The organism is Xanthomonas sp. WHRI 1810A (assembly GCF_040202885.1).
In the GTDB taxonomy this organism is placed as follows: Bacteria; Pseudomonadota; Gammaproteobacteria; order Pseudomonadales; family Pseudomonadaceae; genus Aquipseudomonas.
The window spans coordinates 177,918-195,608 of sequence record NZ_JBEGED010000007.1; the positions used below are offsets into that span (position 1 = coordinate 177,918).

Annotated in this window: 16 protein-coding genes; 8 read left to right on the plus strand and 8 right to left on the minus strand. The window is 61.3% G+C overall.

Features of this window, described 5'->3' with window-relative positions:
* Nucleotides 1-100: 100 nt before the first annotated feature.
* Together ABQX22_RS12720 and ABQX22_RS12725 are read right to left on the minus strand one after the other, a co-directional pair.
* On the minus strand, nt 101-865 hold the full coding sequence (locus tag ABQX22_RS12720; RefSeq protein WP_349799973.1) for a TOBE domain-containing protein: 765 nt from the start codon (nt 863-865) through the stop codon (nt 101-103).
* A 101-nt stretch (nt 866-966) separates the two neighbouring features.
* Nucleotides 967-1,707, minus strand: a complete 741-nt coding sequence (locus ABQX22_RS12725) for a ComF family protein (RefSeq protein WP_349799975.1) — start codon at nt 1,705-1,707, stop codon at nt 967-969.
* Between the two features lie 121 nt (nt 1,708-1,828).
* Here ABQX22_RS12725 and bioB point away from each other — a divergent pair, with 121 nt between their 5' ends.
* The 5 genes from bioB to bioD all read left to right on the plus strand — a co-directional run bounded on the left by bioB (nt 1,829) and on the right by bioD (nt 6,568).
* Nucleotides 1,829-2,872 (plus strand): biotin synthase BioB, encoded by a 1,044-nt coding sequence (gene bioB / locus ABQX22_RS12730; RefSeq protein ID WP_349800148.1) that lies wholly within the window; start codon nt 1,829-1,831, stop codon nt 2,870-2,872.
* Nucleotides 2,873-3,057: 185 nt separating this feature from the next.
* The gene (bioF, locus tag ABQX22_RS12735; protein ID WP_349799976.1) at nt 3,058-4,248 is read left to right on the plus strand and encodes an 8-amino-7-oxononanoate synthase; all 1,191 of its coding nucleotides are present in this window, start codon (nt 3,058-3,060) and stop codon (nt 4,246-4,248) included.
* Nucleotides 4,241-4,972 (plus strand): alpha/beta fold hydrolase, encoded by a 732-nt coding sequence (locus ABQX22_RS12740; protein WP_349799978.1) that lies wholly within the window; start codon nt 4,241-4,243, stop codon nt 4,970-4,972. The genes bioF and ABQX22_RS12740 overlap by 8 nt, the downstream gene beginning before the upstream one ends.
* Entirely contained in the window at nt 4,965-5,834 is an 870-nt protein-coding gene (gene bioC, locus ABQX22_RS12745) for a malonyl-ACP O-methyltransferase BioC (protein WP_349799980.1), read from the plus strand. Before ABQX22_RS12740 ends, bioC begins: the two co-directional genes overlap by 8 nt.
* Nucleotides 5,835-5,887: 53 nt before the next feature.
* Nucleotides 5,888-6,568, plus strand: a complete 681-nt coding sequence (gene bioD, locus ABQX22_RS12750; RefSeq protein ID WP_349799982.1) for a dethiobiotin synthase — start codon at nt 5,888-5,890, stop codon at nt 6,566-6,568.
* A gap of 88 nt (nt 6,569-6,656) precedes the next feature.
* Here bioD and ABQX22_RS12755 read toward each other — a convergent pair whose 3' ends face one another.
* The 6 genes from ABQX22_RS12755 to ABQX22_RS12780 all read right to left on the minus strand — a co-directional run bounded on the left by ABQX22_RS12755 (nt 6,657) and on the right by ABQX22_RS12780 (nt 13,148).
* Nucleotides 6,657-8,129, minus strand: coding sequence for an aldehyde dehydrogenase family protein (locus ABQX22_RS12755; protein WP_349799984.1), 1,473 nt, complete (start codon nt 8,127-8,129; stop codon nt 6,657-6,659).
* Nucleotides 8,122-8,940: an ABC transporter permease gene (locus tag ABQX22_RS12760; RefSeq protein WP_349799986.1), complete on the minus strand. Its 819-nt coding sequence runs from the start codon at nt 8,938-8,940 to the stop codon at nt 8,122-8,124. The genes ABQX22_RS12755 and ABQX22_RS12760 overlap by 8 nt, the downstream gene beginning before the upstream one ends.
* A 1-nt stretch (nt 8,941) precedes the next feature.
* Nucleotides 8,942-9,874, minus strand: a complete 933-nt coding sequence (locus ABQX22_RS12765; protein WP_349799988.1) for an ABC transporter permease — start codon at nt 9,872-9,874, stop codon at nt 8,942-8,944.
* Nucleotides 9,875-9,917: 43 nt separating this feature from the next.
* Nucleotides 9,918-11,066: an ABC transporter substrate-binding protein gene (locus ABQX22_RS12770; protein ID WP_349799990.1), complete on the minus strand. Its 1,149-nt coding sequence runs from the start codon at nt 11,064-11,066 to the stop codon at nt 9,918-9,920.
* 53 nt (nt 11,067-11,119) lie between these two features.
* On the minus strand, nt 11,120-12,250 hold the full coding sequence (locus ABQX22_RS12775) for an ABC transporter ATP-binding protein (RefSeq protein WP_349799991.1): 1,131 nt from the start codon (nt 12,248-12,250) through the stop codon (nt 11,120-11,122).
* Nucleotides 12,251-12,353: 103 nt separating this feature from the next.
* A complete protein-coding gene (locus tag ABQX22_RS12780; RefSeq protein WP_349799993.1) occupies nt 12,354-13,148 on the minus strand; it encodes a helix-turn-helix transcriptional regulator in 795 nt (264 codons plus the stop codon).
* Between the two features lie 324 nt (nt 13,149-13,472).
* On the opposite strand from ABQX22_RS12780, the gene ABQX22_RS12785 reads away from it, so the two are divergent.
* The 3 genes from ABQX22_RS12785 to ABQX22_RS12795 all read left to right on the plus strand — a co-directional run bounded on the left by ABQX22_RS12785 (nt 13,473) and on the right by ABQX22_RS12795 (nt 17,599).
* Nucleotides 13,473-13,769: a pyrroloquinoline quinone biosynthesis protein PqqE gene (locus ABQX22_RS12785; RefSeq protein WP_349799995.1), complete on the plus strand. Its 297-nt coding sequence runs from the start codon at nt 13,473-13,475 to the stop codon at nt 13,767-13,769.
* A gap of 359 nt (nt 13,770-14,128) precedes the next feature.
* Nucleotides 14,129-15,934, plus strand: coding sequence for a phenylacyl-CoA dehydrogenase (locus ABQX22_RS12790; protein ID WP_349799997.1), 1,806 nt, complete (start codon nt 14,129-14,131; stop codon nt 15,932-15,934).
* A gap of 369 nt (nt 15,935-16,303) precedes the next feature.
* Nucleotides 16,304-17,599 carry a GGDEF domain-containing protein gene (locus tag ABQX22_RS12795; RefSeq protein ID WP_349799999.1) on the plus strand — a complete coding sequence of 432 codons (1,296 nt, stop codon included), beginning with the start codon at nt 16,304-16,306 and terminating at the stop codon, nt 17,597-17,599.
* Nucleotides 17,600-17,691 lie beyond the last annotated feature (92 nt).

Consider the following 17,691-nt stretch of genomic DNA (forward strand, 5'->3'; position numbering starts at 1 on the left):
GGCTCCCTGCGGTTTTGGCAGAAACCTTATTCACGCCTGATGACGATAGTGTGTCCGAATGATGACCGCGTATCGGACGAGCGACGATGCCACGACCCGGTCATAGCGGCGTGCCGATCAATACATTCCCCGGCGAGAACTGAACCTTCACCGGGCTGTTGGCGCTGATGCCCAACGTCTTGAGCCGTTCCGGCTCGGCCAGCGCGCACAACGTCTGACCGCTGGGAAGGATCATTCTGACTTCGCTGGGGCCGTCTTCGGCATCGAGAATCCCCTCGACCGTGCCGGTCAGGCAATTGTGTCCAGGTGTTGCATCAGCGTCGGAAGCCAGTAATTCCAGCCATCCGGCTTTGATCAGGGCGAAGACATCGGTCCCGGTCTCCAGGTCCAGACGCTCACTGCTGTCATGGGTGATCTGCGCCTGAATCGACAAGCCGCCGGCCAGTTGCAGATCGATCAGGTCGTTGCGCCCGTGGCGGGTCAGGCGCTCCACGCGGCCATGCAGCTGATTGCGCGCACTGGTGCGCAACATCAGCCGGCTGAGCAGGGCCAGATCGCTGGATTCCTCGGCGCTGTCGAGCAGCTCGGCTTGCAGCGCTTGCAGGCGTTGATAAAGACGCAAGACCCGCTCGCCTTCGGCCGACAGGGTTGCACCGCCGCCGCCCCGTCCGCCGACGCTGCGCTCGACCAGCGGCTTTTGCGCCAGATTGTTCAGCTCATCGATGGCGTCCCACGCCGCTTTGTAACTCAAGCCCGCACTCTTGGCCGCCCGGGTGATCGACCCCTGCTCGGCGATGTGCTGCAGCAGCGCCATGCGTTGCGGGCGGCGAACCATGTGTTGGGTGAGGGAGGGTGGTAGGGACATGGTGGACACCAGTTGGAGGTAGGAGCGCGCTTGCCCGCGAAGTGGTGTGTCAATTTACAGCATTATTGCCGGATCGGACGCTTTCGCGGGCAAGCGCGCTCCTACAAAGGACCGCTTGGCTTCGCCGTCCGCGCCAGACAATACACATCCACCTGCCGCGCCCCTGCCTTTCTCAACAGCCTGGCAATCACATCCGCCGTGGACCCCGTCGTCAGCACGTCGTCGACCACGGCGATGTGCTTGCCGATGACGGTGTACGGGGTCAGCAATTCGAACGCATCGAGCAGATTACGTCGACGCGCCTTGGCGTCCAGCCCTTGCTGCGCGGGGGTTTCTTTGACCCGCTTGAGCAGTCGTGGCTCCACGGGTAGGGTTAACGACGCGCCTAACCAGTCCGCCAACATGGATGCCTGGTTGTAGCCGCGTTGGCGCAAGCGCTTGCTGGCCATGGGCACGGGCAGCAAAAAATCCGGGCGCGTCAGGCCTTCATTGAACCGATAGCGCAGAAACTCGCCGAACAACTCAGCCAGCAGCCGCCCCAAGGGCCATTTGCCTTGATGTTTGAAGCGTGTGACCAAACTGTCGACGGGGAAGTCGTAATGCCATGCCGCGACCACCTCTTCAAAGGCCGGCGGGCTGATCGTGCATTGGCTGCAGGTCAGGTTTGACAAAGGCATCGGCAGTGCACAACGCTCACAGTAGTCGGTGAGCCAAGGCAGATCGGCTTCGCATCCTTCGCAGATCGTTTTCGCCGATGCCGTGGCGCCGTCGCACAGCAGGCAGGATTGATCGTTATTTAACCAGATGTAAACCGGGTAGTTGTTGTGCAGTTGACAGGGCATGCTGCTTCCTTAAATATGCCGAACATCCGTGTGGCGCCTGTGGACTTTCGGTTTCAGCCAACCTGCTGAACCGTCCAGGCTCTCGCCAAAAAACACCAAGGAGCCGCCCATGAGCGCCAGCATTTCCGCCACTTTGCGTCACGACTGGACTTTATCCGAGGTCAAGGCGCTGTTCACACAGCCCTTCAATGACCTGCTGTTTCAGGCGCAAACCGTGCACCGCGCTCATTTCGACGCCAACCGCGTGCAAGTCTCCACCCTGCTCTCGATCAAAACCGGCGCTTGCCCGGAAGACTGCAAGTACTGCCCGCAATCGGGTCACTACAACACCGGTCTTGAAAAAGAAAAGCTGATGCAGGTCCAGCAAGTGCTGGAAGAGGCCGCGCGTGCCAAGTCCATCGGATCGACCCGCTTCTGCATGGGCGCCGCCTGGAAACACCCGTCGGCCAAAGACATGCCGTACGTGCTCGAAATGGTCAAGGGCGTGAAGGCTCTGGGCCTGGAAACCTGCATGACCCTGGGCCGGTTGGACATGGATCAGACTCAGGCGCTGGCCGACGCCGGGCTTGATTACTACAACCACAACCTCGACACCTCCCCGGACTTCTACACCAGCATCATCACCACCCGGACCTACAGCGAGCGCCTGCAAACCCTGGCGTACGTGCGTGATTCGGGCATGAAGATCTGCTCCGGCGGCATCCTGGGCATGGGCGAGTCGCTGGACGACCGCGCCAATCTGCTGATCCAGCTGGCCAACCTGCCCGAGCATCCGGAGTCGGTGCCGATCAACATGCTAGTGAAAGTGGCCGGTACGCCGCTGGAAAATGCCGAAGACATCGACCCGTTCGACTTCATCCGCATGCTGGCCGTGGCCCGGATCCTCATGCCACAGTCTCACGTGCGCCTGTCGGCAGGTCGTGAAGCGATGAACGATCAAATGCAGGCCCTGGCGTTCTTCGCTGGTGCCAATTCGATCTTCTACGGCGACAAACTGCTGACCACCGCCAACCCGCAGTCCGACAAGGACATGCTGCTGTTCTCGCGCCTGGGCATCCAACCGGAAGCGCGGGAAGAGCATTCCGATGAAGTGCATCAGGCGGCGATCGAACAGGCGCTGGTTGAACAGAAGAGCAGCGCGTTGTTTTACGACGCGACGGTCTGACGTTTGCGCGATAGGTCGGGGTTTCCATATGCCGCATTGACGTGCGGCGAGCAGAGTTCATGTAGGAGCGCGCTTGCCCGCGATTGCGGTGGGTCATTCGATGAAGATGTTGTTTGATACATCGCTTCGCGGGCAAGCGCGCTCCTACAGGGGTTGCATGACTCTCAATATATATCGAGGCCTGCATGTCTTTTGATCTGAGCGCACGTCTGGCTGCACGTCGCGCCGAACACCTCTACCGTGATCGCCCATTGCTTGAGTCCCCGCAAGGCCCGGAAGTGGTGGTCGACGGTCAGCTGTTGCTGGCGTTCTGCAACAACGACTACATGGGCCTGGCCAATCATCCCGACGTCATCGCTGCCTGGAAAGCCGGCGCCGAGCGCTGGGGCGTGGGCGGCGGTGCCTCGCATCTGGTCATCGGCCACAGCACGCCGCATCACGCACTGGAAGAAGCCCTGGCCGACCTCACCGGCCGTCCTCGCGCGCTGTTGTTCTCCAACGGTTACATGGCCAACCTCGGCACGGTCACTGCGCTGGTGGGCCAGGGCGACACGGTGCTGGAAGATCGCCTGAACCACGCCTCGCTGCTCGATGCCGGGCTGCTCAGCGGCGCGCGCTTTTCGCGCTATCTGCACAACGACGCCGACAGCCTTGGCGCGCGACTGGAGAAAGCGGTCGGCGACACGTTAGTGGTCACTGATGGCGTGTTCAGCATGGACGGCGACGTGGCCGATCTGCCCGCCCTGGCAAAGGTGGCGAAGGCCAAAAACGCCTGGCTGATGGTCGACGATGCCCATGGCTTCGGCCCGCTGGGCGCCCATGGCGCGGGCATCGTCGAGCACTTCGGTCTGAGCATGGAGGACGTGCCGGTGCTGGTGGGCACGCTGGGCAAGTCATTTGGCACGGCTGGCGCGTTTGTGGCCGGCAGCGAAGAGCTGATCGAAACCCTGATCCAGTTCGCCCGGCCTTACATTTACACCACCAGCCAGCCACCCGCGCTGGCGTGCGCCACGCTCAAAAGCCTCGAACTGCTGCGCACCGAACACTGGCGCCGCGAGCACCTGACGGCGCTGATCAAACAGTTCCGCCACGGCGCCCACGCCCTTGGCCTGCAACTGATGGACAGCTTCACGCCGATCCAGCCGATCCTGATCGGCGACAGCGGTCGCGCGCTGAAGCTTTCACACCTGCTGCGCGAGCGTGGCCTGATGGTCACTGCGATCAGGCCGCCGACCGTGCCGGCCGGGGGCGCCCGTTTGCGGGTAACCCTGTCCGCGGCGCACACCGCGACGCAGGTTCAGCGCTTGCTGGACGCACTGGAGCAATGTTACCCGCTGCTGCAAACCCTGGACCCCATGGAGCCCGATCATGCGTGATCGTCTGATTCTGTTGCCCGGCTGGGGGCTCGGCATTTCCCCGCTGGAGCCGCTGGCAGCGGCGTTGCGCGGGCTGGACGAACACCTGCGCGTCGAGATCGAACCGCTGCCGGAACTGGCAACGGACGATCTGAACGAGTGGCTCGACGAGCTGGATTCGACGTTGCCCGACAACGTCTGGCTCGGCGGCTGGTCGCTGGGCGGAATGCTCGCTGCTGAACTGGCGGCGCGGCGGGGCGATCGCTGCTGTGGCCTGGCGACCCTGGCCAGCAATGTGTGCTTCGTGGCGCGCGATGAGTGGCCATCGGCAATGGCAAAAGCCGATTTCGATGCGTTTCTGGCCGGTTGCCAGGCCGATGCGCAAGGCACGCTCAAGCGCTTCAGCCTGCTGTGCCTGCAGGGCGCCGACGATGCCCGGGCACTGGCTCGGCAACTGAAATCCGGCGCACCCCATGGCGCGCCGCAAGCCTTGGTCGCAAGCCTCAAACTGCTTGAACGACTGGACACGCGTGCTGCGTTGCAGGCGTACCGCGGCCCGCAATTGCACCTGTTCGGCGGTCTTGACGCATTGGTTCCGGCCGAGGCGTCCATGGATCTGCTGAATCTGTTACCCGATATCGAAGTCGGCCTGATCGAGCAGGCCAGCCACGCGTTCCTCCTGGAAAACCCCCACGGTGTGGCGGCGGCGATCCAGGCTTTTTTGCATGAGTCCGGCGATGACTGATCTTTCTCACTGCTCAGTCCTGAAGGCTGTTCAGCAACAAGCGGCGCAGCGCGACAATCTGCCCGACAAACGCCGGGTGGCGGCGTCCTTTTCCAAAGCCGCGGCCAGCTATGACAGCGTGGCTGAGCTGCAGCGGGCCGTGGGCAGCGAGTTGCTCTCGCGGTTGCCGCAAAACGATGTCGATCCTTCGCGTTGGCTGGACCTGGGCAGCGGCACGGGCTACTTCAGCCGTCAGCTCGCCCAGCGCTTGCCTGCCAGCGAAGGCATCGCGCTGGATATCGCCGAGGGCATGCTGTGCCACGCCCGGCCTTCCGGGGGTGCTGCGTATTTTGTCGCGGGTGACGCCGAGCGCATGCCATTGCGCGATGAGAGCGTCGGGCTGATTTTTTCCAGCCTCGCCGTGCAGTGGTGTGCGGATTTCGGCGCGGTACTGAGCGAAGCCCGGCGTGTGTTGCAGCCCGGCGGCGTGTTCGCGTTTGCCAGCCTGTGTGTCGGCACCTTGTATGAGCTGCGCGACAGTTGGCAGGCGGTGGACGGCATGGTCCACGTCAATCGCTTCCGGGCGCTGGAAGACTATCAACGCCTTTGCGCGCAGAGTGGCTTGAACGTACGCAGCCTGAATGTGTTACCCCATGTGTTGCATTACCCCGATGTGCGCAGCCTGACCCACGAACTCAAGGCGCTGGGGGCGCACAACATCAACCCTGGCCGGCCCGGTGGTTTGACAGGCCGCGCGCGCATCCAGGCCTTGATCGCCGCGTATGAGACATTCCGTGAGCAAGCCGGCCTGCCCGCGACTTATCAGGTGGTGTACGCGGTGCTGGAAAAGCCATTGGCCGCCTCTGAGCGGCCGGACTATTGAGCGCTATAGTGAATGAGCAACAGGTTGCAACACTTGAACGGACGGCCGCACAGATGAGCCATGCGTATTTCATCGCCGGAACCGATACCGATGTGGGCAAAACCACGATCGCCACCGGGCTGCTCTATGCCGCGCGGCAATCGGGGCTGAGCACGGCGGCGGGTAAACCCGTGGCGTCGGGCTGTGACGTCAAGCCCAAAGGGCTGCGTAATTCGGACGCCGTGGCGTTGCGCGCTGAGTCTTCCATCGCGCTGACCTACAACGAAGTCAATCCGGTGGCGTTCGAGCCCGCCATCGCCCCGCATCTCGCGGCCCGCGAAGCCGGCGTGGCATTGACTGTGCAATCGTTGCTCGGCCCCATGCGCCACATTCTGGACAAGGGCGCCGATTTCACGCTGATCGAGGGCGCTGGCGGCTGGCGTGTGCCACTGGCCGATCAGGCCAATTTGTCTGACCTGGCCATCGCCCTCGGTCTGCCCGTGATTCTGGTGGTGGGCGTGCGGCTTGGCTGCATCAGCCATGCGCTACTCAGCGCCGAAGCCATCGAAGCCGATGGTCTGCAACTGGCGGGTTGGGTGGCCAATATCATCGACCCCAAGACCTCACGGCTCGAAGAAAACCTGGCCACTCTGGCCGAGCGCCTGCCCGCACCGTGTCTGGGGCGTGTGCCGTTCATGAAAAAGTCCACGCCGGAGCTGGTCGCCGAGCATCTGCATCTGGAGTTGCTGGATTAGCCATGCATGCACGTCAGCGACTTCTGTAGGCGCGAATTTATTCGCGAACACGGTCGCTCCGACAGGCAGTCCCATATCCGGCGTTAAGCTATTTGATATACCACCCCCATGGATGATCCCCGACGTACTCCGTCACCTGCTTGACCTCCAGATAATTGTCCAGCCCCCATTGGCCCAGCTCGCGGCCGATGCCGCTGTGTTTCATGCCGCCCCAAGGGGCTTCGACGAAGGTGGGCTGTGAGCAATTGACCCAGACGATCCCCGCCCGCAGCTGATTGGCCACGCGTGTGGCGCGCTGCGGATCGGCGCTCATCACCGCTGCCGCCAGCCCAAACCGGCTAGCGTTGGCCATCTCCAGCGCTTGTGCCTCGGTCTTGAAGCGTTTGACGCACAGCACCGGGCCGAAGATTTCCTCGCGCCAGACGATGCTGTTAAGCGCGGGCTCATCGAAAATCGCCGGCTCCATGAAATAACCCTGGTCCAGATGGGCTGGACGCTGGCCCCCGGTCAGCAAGCGTGCGCCGCTAGCCTTGCCCTGATCGACGAAGCCCAACACTTTTTCGTACTGTCCGCGACTGACCAGCGGCCCCAGCAGCACACCGGTCTCCAGGCCCTGGCCGATGGTGATCTTGCGGGTCTCTTCCACCAGTCGCTCAAGCAGCCGCGAGGCGATGTGTTCCTGCACCAGCAAGCGCGAGGTGGCGCTGCACACCTGGCCCTGATTCCAGAAAATCCCGAACAGAATCCATTCCACCGCAGCGTCCACATCGGCGTCGTCGAACACGATAAAGGCAGACTTACCGCCCAGCTCCAGGCTGATGTTTTTGATATCGCTGGCCGCCGCGGACATGATTTTTGAGCCCGTTGGCACGCTGCCGGTGAAGGCCAGTTTATCCACACCAGGATGCAGGGTCAGCGGGCTACCCGCCTCGGCGCCGAACCCGGTGACAACATTGAGCACACCTGCCGGCAGGCCAATGCGGTCGCCTGCACCAGCGAGTTCCAGCGCCGTTAATGGCGTGAGTTCCGAAGGCTTGAGCACAACTGTCGCGCCTGCCGCCAGTGCCGGCGCGACCTTCCACGCTGCCATCAGCAGCGGGTAGTTCCAGGGAATGATCTGCCCGGCCACGCCAATCGGCTCGCGTCGTACGCGACAACGAAAACGCTCGTCGGGCAAGGCCAGCGGTTGGTCCTGGCGCGCATCCAGTTCACGCGCCAGCCCGGCGTAGTACCTGAAGCAGGCCACGGCATCGCCAATGTCCCACTGCGCTTCGGGCAACGGCTTGCCGTTATCGTGCACTTCCAGTTGTGCCAGTTCCTCCTGCACGCTGTGCAGTTCATCGGCCAGCGTGTCCAGCCAGACTGCGCGCTCAGCACCGGTGGTCTGGCTCCAGCCGCCATCGAAGGCACGTCGGGCCGCTCGCACGGCGTGGTCAATATCCTCTTCAGTGCCCGCTGCGACCTTTTGCAGCGTCTGTTCAGTTGCTGGATCGATGACGTCCAGATAGCCGCCCAGGTCCGGGCTGACCCACTCGCCGTTGATGTACAGCTGATCACGCATGTGAGGCTCCTGTCCGGCGATTCTGCAGATAGCGGGAGGTGAACAGCAGCGCCAGAGAGACGCAAATGATCACTGTGGACACCGCATTGATTTCTGGCGTCACGCCGCGGCGGATCGAAGAAAAGATGTAAATCGGCAACGTGGTTTCCGGCCCGGCGACGAAGAACGCGATGATGAAGTCGTCGAAGCTGAACGTGAATGCCAGCAGAAATCCGGCCATGATCGCGGGCGTTATTTGCGGCAGTGTCACGCGCCAGAAGGTTTCCAGCGGTGGCGCATACAGGTCGGCGGAGGCTTCCTGCAATGCCTTGTCCAGGGAATCGACGCGGCTGCGCACGATGATCATCACCAGCGCCATGGTGAACAGCGAGTGCGCCGCAACCACGGTGAAGAAGCCCATGTTCAGCCGTGGGATGCCCGGTATCAGCTGCGCCAGCAGTGGATTGAGCAGGTCGAACACACTGATGAACGCAATCAGGGTCGAAATGCCGATGACGATGCCGGGAATGATGATTGCGCAATAGGTCAGCGCGTCGAACATCAACCGCACCCTACGGCCGGCCCGTTGCAGTCCGAACACCGCCAGCGTGCCGAACAGCGTCGCCAGCACCGCTGAACAGGCGGCAATCAACGCGCTGTTGCCCAGCGCTTCCATGATGAAGGGGTTGCCGAACGCGCGACCGAACCACTGCACCGAGCAGCATTCGAAGGCCAGGCCGCTGCGTCCGGCATTGAAGCTGAACAGCATGATCAGTGCGATGGGCAGGTACAGGAACATATAAACCGAGGTGGAATAGGTGCGCAGCCACATATCAGAGCGCTCCTTCGCCAGGCTTGCCGCCGTAGCGGGCCACCAGTTTCAGATAGATGCCAATGATCACCAGCATGATCGCCACCAAGGTCATCGCCAGCGCGCTGCCGAACGGCCAGTTGCGCGATTGCAGGAACAGATCCACCAGCGCGTTGCCGACGAAAAACACCTTGCCGCCACCCAGCACGGCCGGGATCAGGAATTCGCCCATCAGCAGGATGAACACCAGCATCACGCCGGTGATGATCCCCGGCGCGGACAGTGGCAAGGTGATTCGACGCAGACTCTCGAACCCGCTGGCGCCCAGGTCGGCTGAAGCCTCCAGCAGGCGCTTGTCGAGTTTTTCCAGACTGACGTAAATCGGAAACACCATCAGCGGCAGATAGCCGTAGACGATGCCGATCAGCACCGCGTAGGGCGTGTTGATCAGCCGCACATCTTCAAGCCCGACACTGGCCAGCAGCGCCGGGATGCCTTTGCCGCTGAGGATGAAAATCCATGCGTAGGTGCGGATCAGAAAGCTGGTCCAGAAGGGCACGATGACCAGTGTCAGCAACAGCGACCGATTCCTGCCGGCCCTGACCGCCAGAAAGTAGGCCAGCGGATACGCCGCCAGCAGGCACACCAATGTGCCCAGCGGTGCCAGGATCAGCGTGTTGCTGAACGCCGCCGCCCGCGAGCCGAGGTTGAGGTAGTTGGCAAGCGTAAGCCCTCCGGCGTAACCCCCGACTGCGCTGCGCTCGCCGAAGCTGAAGACCAGAATGATCACCAGCGGCATCACCAACAGCAGCAGAAACCACAGTGTTGACGGCAGCAGCATCAACAGCGTGATGCGCCGCGTCAGGCTGCGCCGTTTTCGCTGCGAACGTTCAAGGTCCGCAGCCTCGGCGCTGGCTTCGGGGTGAAGGGCGTCAGTGGCGACGACGGCATTCATGGAGGGCTCCTTGCTGCTCATGGCGGGTTCTGACGACAGTCGATCAGGCGGATTTGAAGCGCGCCATGAGTTCGGCGCGCAATGGGCTGGTCAACGTCGCCGCTGCGCCAAATTCAAGCGGGCTCAGGTGCTCGGCGGCCGGGTACATGATCGGGTCGTCGAGCATGGCGGGTGGCAGCAAGGCATCGACGCGTTTGTCGCCGCTCGGATAGCCGTGGGCGAGCACTTCAAGCTTGTTGTGCTGCGGATCGAGCAGGTAATTGATGAACGCGTAAGCGGCGTCGCGATGCTCGGCGCCTTTTGGTATCGCGAAGAAGTCACTCCACAGTTCGCCGCCTTCCTTGCCCAGTGCGTACACCATGGACGGGGTGTCGCGATGCAACTGTGAGGCATCGCCGGTCCACGACATGGCAAGGATCGCATCGCCGCTGCGCATCGATGGCTGAATGTCAGAGTTGATCGCGAACAGGTGCGGTTTGACGTCGATCAGCAGTTTCTCGGCGTCGGCCAGTTCTTTGGGGTCCAGCGAATTGAAGCTGTAGCCGAAGGATTTCAGGGCGTTGCCAATGGCGGTCAGTTGGTAGTCATGGACCATGGTTCTGCCGCTGCCCTGTTCCTTGGCGATCGCCCAGAATTCCTTCCACGATGTCGGGCTGGCTTTGAGTTTGGCGCTGTCGTAGACCATGCCGGTGGTGCCCCAGTTTTTCGGCACGGCATAGACCTTGCCGTCGACAGTGCCTTGGGCCATGAACTTCTCTTGAAACGCCGAAGGGTCGAAGTTCGGGATGCGGGCCAGGTCCAGCGGCTCGATCAGCCCGAGTTTTACGTAGGTGCTGATGGTGTAGTTGGTCGGCACCAGCACGTCCCAGCCACTGCCGCCGGCTTGCAACTTGGCGAGCATTTCTTCATTAGAGCCGAACACGCTCATCGCCACTCGCGCGCCCGTGGTCTTGGCGAAGTTATCGAGGTTTTCCTGGCTGTGGTAATTGGGCCAGGTGGCAAGACCCAGACGATCTCCAATAGAAGCTTGCTCAGCCGCAAACGCGCTGGCGCTGCCGGTCAGCAAGCCAGGCATGTTGGTCGCCACCACCGCAGCCGCGACGCCCAGCCCCGTGCGACCGAGAAATTCGCGGCGCGTGAGCGAGCCGTTCTGCCAGCTACGCATCGTTTTGATAAAGGTCTTCTGGTCCATGGCGTGCTCCCCGTCTGCTAAGTGATCGATCGTTTTGATTGGCTTTTTTGCAGCTAGAGCCCCATCGCCAGGCCGCTGGCGTTGTTCCAGCCCACCTGGACTGCCGCGCCGTGTTCGAAACCCGTGGCGTCGAAACCACTTTGAGCGCCGTGCAGACGGGGAACACGCACGCAGACGATGCCGAACGGCTGGGTGCGCACGCGGTATTCGGTGATGTTGCCCAGGTAGATCCGGTCTTCGACGCAGCCTTCCAGGGTGACATCGCGTCCGGGTAAATGACCTCGGGCGGCGATGTCGATCAGCTCCGGTCGCACCGCGATGCAGCCTTCGGCGTCTGCGCTCAGCGTTGCGCCGTTGGGCGTCAGCGGACTGTTCAGCTCAATGCCCTGCGCAGTGCGCAGGACGGCTGAGTTGCCCTGAACGTGGCGCACGGTGCCGTTGAACAGATTAGATTCGCCAATGAAGTCTGCGACGTAGCGGCTGGCTGGTGCTTCGTACAGTTGTTCAGGGGAGGCGGTCTGGATGATTGATCCGCTGTGCATGACGCTAATGCTGTCGCTCATCGACAGCGCTTCTTCCTGATCGTGAGTGACCAGCACGAACGTGATGCCGACTTCGCGTTGTAGCCGCAGCAGTTCCGATTGCATTTCCTTGCGCAGCTTGCGGTCGAGTGCGGCCAGAGGTTCGTCCAGCAGCAACACAGTCGGCTTGTTCACCAGCGCCCGCGCCAGGGCCACGCGTTGTTGCTGACCGCCGGACAGCTCACTGGGTTTGCGATGCCCAAGGCCGGACAGACGCACCATTTCCAGTGCTTCATCGGCACGCCGGCGTTGTTCTGTCTTGTCCAGACGCGGTGTGAGGTAGCGCAAGCCATAGGCGATGTTTTCCGAAACACTCATGTGCGGGAACAGCGCGTAGTGCTGGAACACCATGTTCACCGGGCGTTGATACGCTGGCACGCCCGCAACGTTCCTGCCGGCGAGCATGACGTCGCCGGAGGTCGGTTGATCGAAGCCTGCGATCATGCGCAGGGTCGTGGTCTTGCCACAGCCCGAGCCGCCGAGAAAGGAATGGAACGTGCCGCGTTTCACCTGGAAGCTCAGGTTGTTGACGGCCTTGAGGTTGCCGTAGAGCTTCTCTACGTTGCAGAACTCAATATCGTTTACGTGGCTGCTGTCGGTCATGTGGCTCTCGCATCCCCTGCATCGTTCGCTGCAATGGAGGCCAAACTAACAACCGCTGTTTTGCGCTGTATATATCCCTTGGGGGATAGGCGTCGTTTTCAGATCACCCGGTCGAGGAGAGTTCCGGCCCGGCCAATTCGCGGATGAACAGCCCCAGCAACTCGGACTGACTGCCAATCCCGAGCTTGGCGTACATATTCTTGCGATGGATTTTCACGGTGCCGGGGCTGATCGACAATTGCTCCGCAACCGAAGCGCTTGAGTGGCCACGCAAGAGCAGACGAACGATTTCCTGCTCTCGGCCGGTCAGAATGTGCGCACCGAAATGATCGAACGCGGCGTGGATCTTGAAGTCCAGGTCTTGCTCCGGCCGCGGCTGTTCAGCGCGGCATTGAATCCACGCCTCGTTGACGATTTGCTCGACCACGGGCTGGGCGCATTCCATCAGCTGAAGTTCGTCACGGCTGAAAGCGCAGCTGGTGGTCGCGCGCATCAACGACAGCACCGCCATGGCATCGCCGCCCAGATCGATGAAAAACGCCACTTCTTCAGCCAGACCGGTTTGCTGGTAATACGCCAGATAGTATTCGCTGAGGTAGAAGTGATCTGGCGCAAATTGACGCAGACGCCAAAGCCCCGGCGGCTGTTTGCGCGTACAGGCTAGATAGAATGGGTCCAACAGGTAGGGCCCGCATTGGTAATCGTCGACGTAAATTTTGCGTTTATCGGGCGCGAAGGTATCGAACAGCGCCAGGGGCCGATGATTGCCTTCGTAAATGAACAGCACAAAGTGATCCACCGGACAGACCTGCTTCAACCATTGGCTCAAACCGGCAAGGCGCGCGGCTCCGCCCGGCACGCCAAGCAGGTGCGCGATGCCGGTAGTCCAGTGTTTCAATTCCTTTGGGCGCATAAGTTCGAAGGGCGGTCCGACGAGAGGAGTGAGGACAGATGCAGGATGTGCGCCACCGCACACATTTGAGGGCAGCCACTACAGGGATTGATCGTAGTGCGTATCGTACGAATCGTCGCACGCAAATCGCACCATTTTCAGGCAGCGAACGGTAGCGAGTGTCACTCCACACCACTGCGACGGTAACGTTTTGCGTGAAAGTGACTCGCTCTATGAGCGGGCGTTGTGCCATTAGTGTTTTTGACGGGTGTTTATCGTCGGGGTCTGGTTCAATGGCCACTGTTCGTTTCATGAACAAAGGAGTTTCCCATGCAGATTTCCATGAACAACTCGCAGTACCCAGGCCTGAGCGTCATCCAGGTCGGGCAGTCGCGCGTCGATCAGGCCGCCACGCAATTGGCCAGCCCCGCGACCGAAGTGTCCGGCCGTAGCCAGTCCTCGGATTTTCAGCTGGAAAACCTGCGTGCGGTTGATCGCAGTCAGCGCTCGGACATGGCCACCAACGTGGTCGAGTTGAGCCAGGGCCTCAACCAGGTGCAGATTGGCGTCAAGGTCGAGAAGGCCAGCGACGAAGCGCTTGGCACGCTGATCGACACCTACGCCTGACCCTTTGCATCCCCTCGTTCCCGTGCGCCTGGCGCACGCCGTCGTTTCGTATCACCCTGAATAACCCTACATAAGCAGCCCATATCCGGGCCTCGCCGTTTCCGTATCCTTCTGTTCGCTCCACTGCGCTTGCTGTCATTGCCCTGCCTTCCTCATCGTTGTCAGTTCCGGCTGCCCGGGGTTTGGAGCGGCGACGATGAATGGTGGGTGGCGCACGCTTGACAAGGTATAGGCGTAAACGTATGTTTCAAACACCTGTTTGACCGCTAGGTTTCCACGATTGTCCGGTGGTTGGCGCGGTTCCCACAGCGACCAGTCGGTCATCCACTTCCAGGATTCATCAGCAGAGGTTTATCGCTATGCCTGACTACAAGGCCCCCTTGCGTGATATTCGCTTCGTACGTGACGAACTGCTCGGCTACGAGGCGCACTATCAGAGCCTGCCAGCGTGCCACGACGCTACGCCGGACATGGTCGACGCCATCCTTGAAGAAGGCGCCAAGTTTTGTGAGCAGGTACTGGCCCCGTTGAACCGCGTTGGCGACACCGAAGGCTGCACTTGGAGCGAAACGGGCGTCACCACGCCAACCGGCTTCAAACAGGCTTACAAGCAATTCGTCGAAGGCGGCTGGCCCAGCCTGGCCCATGATGTCGCTCACGGCGGTCAGGGTTTGCCGGAGTCGCTGGGCCTGGCGGTCAGCGAAATGGTCGGCGAAGCCAACTGGTCGTGGGGCATGTACCCGGGCCTGTCCCATGGCGCGATGAACACGATCTCCGAGCACGGTACGCCCGAGCAGCAGGACGCCTACCTCACCAAGCTGGTCTCCGGCGAATGGACCGGCACCATGTGCCTGACCGAATCTCACTGCGGCACCGACCTGGGGATGCTGCGGACCAAGGCCGAGCCACAGGCTGACGGTTCGTACAAAGTCACCGGTACCAAGATCTTCATTTCTGCGGGCGAACACGACATGGCCGATAACATCGTCCATATCGTACTGGCGCGCCTGCCCGACGCACCGGCGGGCACCAAAGGCATTTCGCTGTTCATCGTGCCGAAATTCGTGCCGGACGCTGCTGGCAATATCGGCGACCGCAATGCCGTTAACTGTGGCTCCCTTGAACACAAGATGGGCATTCACGGCAACGCCACCTGCGTGATGAACTTCGACGGCGCTACGGGTTTTCTGATCGGTCCGCCGAACAAAGGCCTGAACTGCATGTTCACCTTCATGAACACGGCGCGTCTGGGCACTGCACTGCAGGGCCTGGCCCACGCTGAAATCGGTTTCCAGGGCGGTCTGAAATACGCCCGTGATCGTCTGCAAATGCGCTCTCTGACCGGCCCGAAAGCCCCGGAAAAAGCCGCTGACCCGATCATCGTTCACCCTGACGTGCGTCGCATGCTGCTGACCATGAAAGCCTTCGCCGAGGGAACTCGCGCGATGGTGTACTTCACCGCCAAGCAGGTCGACATCGCCAAGTACAGCGACGACGCCGACGCCAAAAAGCAAGCTGATGGCTTGCTGGCCTTCATGACCCCGATCGCCAAGGCGTTCATGACCGAAGTCGGTTTCGAGTCCGCCAATCACGGCGTTCAGGTCTACGGCGGCCATGGCTTCATCGCCGAGTGGGGCATGGAGCAGAACGTTCGCGACGCCCGTATTGCCATGCTGTACGAAGGCACAACAGGTATTCAGGCGCTCGACTTGCTGGGCCGTAAAGTGCTGATGACCCAGGGCGAGGCACTCAAGGGCTTCACCAAGATCGTCCACAAGTTCTGCCAGAGCCAGGAAGGCAACGACGCAGTGACCGAGTTCGTCACGCCGCTGGCTGCGTTGAACAAGGAGTGGGGCGAACTGACCATGAAGATCGGCATGGCCGCCATGAAGGACCGCGAAGAAGTGGGCGCCGCGTCGGTGGATTACCTGATGTATTCCGGCTATGTGTGCCTGGCGTACTTCTGGGCTGACATGGCGCGTGTTGCCGCTGAAAAACTCGCGGCGGGCACCGACGAGGAAGCCTTCTACACCGCCAAGTTGCAGACGGCGCGCTTCTACTTCCAGCGCCTGCTGCCGCGCACCCGCACTTACGTCGCGACCATGCTGTCGGGCGCGGGCAACCTGATGGACATGCACGAAGAGCACTTCGGCCTGGCGTACTGAGTACTGCTACGCTGTAAAACAAGCCGCTTCTCTTTCGGGGGAAGCGGTTTTTTTTGGTTCCAAATTTGTAGGCGGTCTCTCATCGCCCAGACGCCGGCCATCGTGTAGCAAACCAGAGCCAGTGGGAGGGAGCTTGCTCGCGATGCGACATTCGACGCCCGGAAGATGCGCCGGATGTGCTGGCCTCAGCGCGAGTAAGCTCCCTCTCAGAGTGATTAAGTGGTTACGGGATTGGTGGCCCGACTAACGTTTGATGAGCGGGAAATAATCCGCGCTTCTTTTCCCCTCATCAAATGCGTATCACCGCCGATACAGGCACAATGCCACTTTTTTCTGTCCATTCGTACGTCGGGTAGGAGTTAAACCGTTTTGCGCCGTCCGTCCGCTGCACGTATCAGCCATTTTCTTCCCTCGCTGGCGTTATTGATCGCCGGGCTGGCAGCGGCGTACGTGAAGGACCTCAACGTATTCTTCACGTCACTGTTCAACGTGCTGCCCACGCTGGTGTTGCTGCTCGGCGGTGCCTACTGCGGTGTCTACAAACGTCAGCGTGAACTGTTCCTGATGATCACGGTGTACATCGCTTATTTCCTGCTGGATACACAGACCGATTATTACCGCGACAACGGCGTCGTCCGGGCAGATGCAGCGGTGGTGTTTCATCTGTGCTGCTTGCTGTTGCCGAGCCTCTTCGGCCTCTATGCCGCCTGGGAGGAACGCACGCACCTGTTTCAGGACATGGTCGCCAGGCTCGCCGTGCTGGTGGCGGTCGGCAGTGTTGCGCTGGGCTTGGAGCAAAGTTTCCCCCAAGGCGTGCTGGCGTGGCTGGCCGATATTCGCTGGCCCGCGTTGCACGGCGAATGGATGAGCCTGATCCAGCTGTCCTACGTTGCGTTCCTGATTGCATTCGGCGTGCTGATCGCCCAGTACGTGCGCCGGCCCAGGCCGCTGCACGCTGCACAAGTGGTGGGTTTGCTGGGTTTGTTCTGGGCGTTGCCGAAGACCTTCATCCTGCCGTTCACGCTGAATATCATGTGCAGCCAGGTGATGCTGATGATCGCGGCGGCGGTGGCGCATGAGGCGTACCAAATGGCCTTCCGCGACGAACTCACCGGCCTGCCGGGCCGTCGCGCGTTGAATGAACGCCTGCAGCGGCTGGGGCGCAATTATGTGCTGGCCATGGGCGACGTGGATCACTTCAAGAAATTCAACGACACCTACGGCCACGATGTCGGCGACCAGGTGTTGCGCCTGGTGGCCAGCAAACTGTCGAAGATCACCAGCGGGGGCGGTCGGGCTTATCGCTACGGTGGTGAGGAATTCGCCATCGTCTTCGCGGGAAAAACCGCCGAGGAGTGCATGCCCCATCTGGAAGCCGTGCGTGAAGTCATCGCCAATTACCAGATCAAGCTGCGTGATTCCGAAGTGCGTCCGCATGACGACCAGCAAGGCCGTCAACGGCGGGCCGGCGGCAAGGCGTCTGCGGTGACGGTAACCTTGAGTATCGGCGTGGCCGAGCGTCAGCCCGAGCATCGCGGCCCTGAAGACGTGCTCAAGTCTGCCGACCAGGCGCTGTATGCCGCCAAAGCCGCGGGCCGCAATTGTGTGATTTCCCACACTCAAGCCAACAAGCGCGGTGCCGTGAAAATGGCCGCTGCCGGCTGACATCCCTTTCTTTTTTGTCTGTAATCAAACGGCTATGACCTGCGTGTGATGCATCGCCTGCGCCTGCCAACAGTGTGTGACCGAAAGGTTGT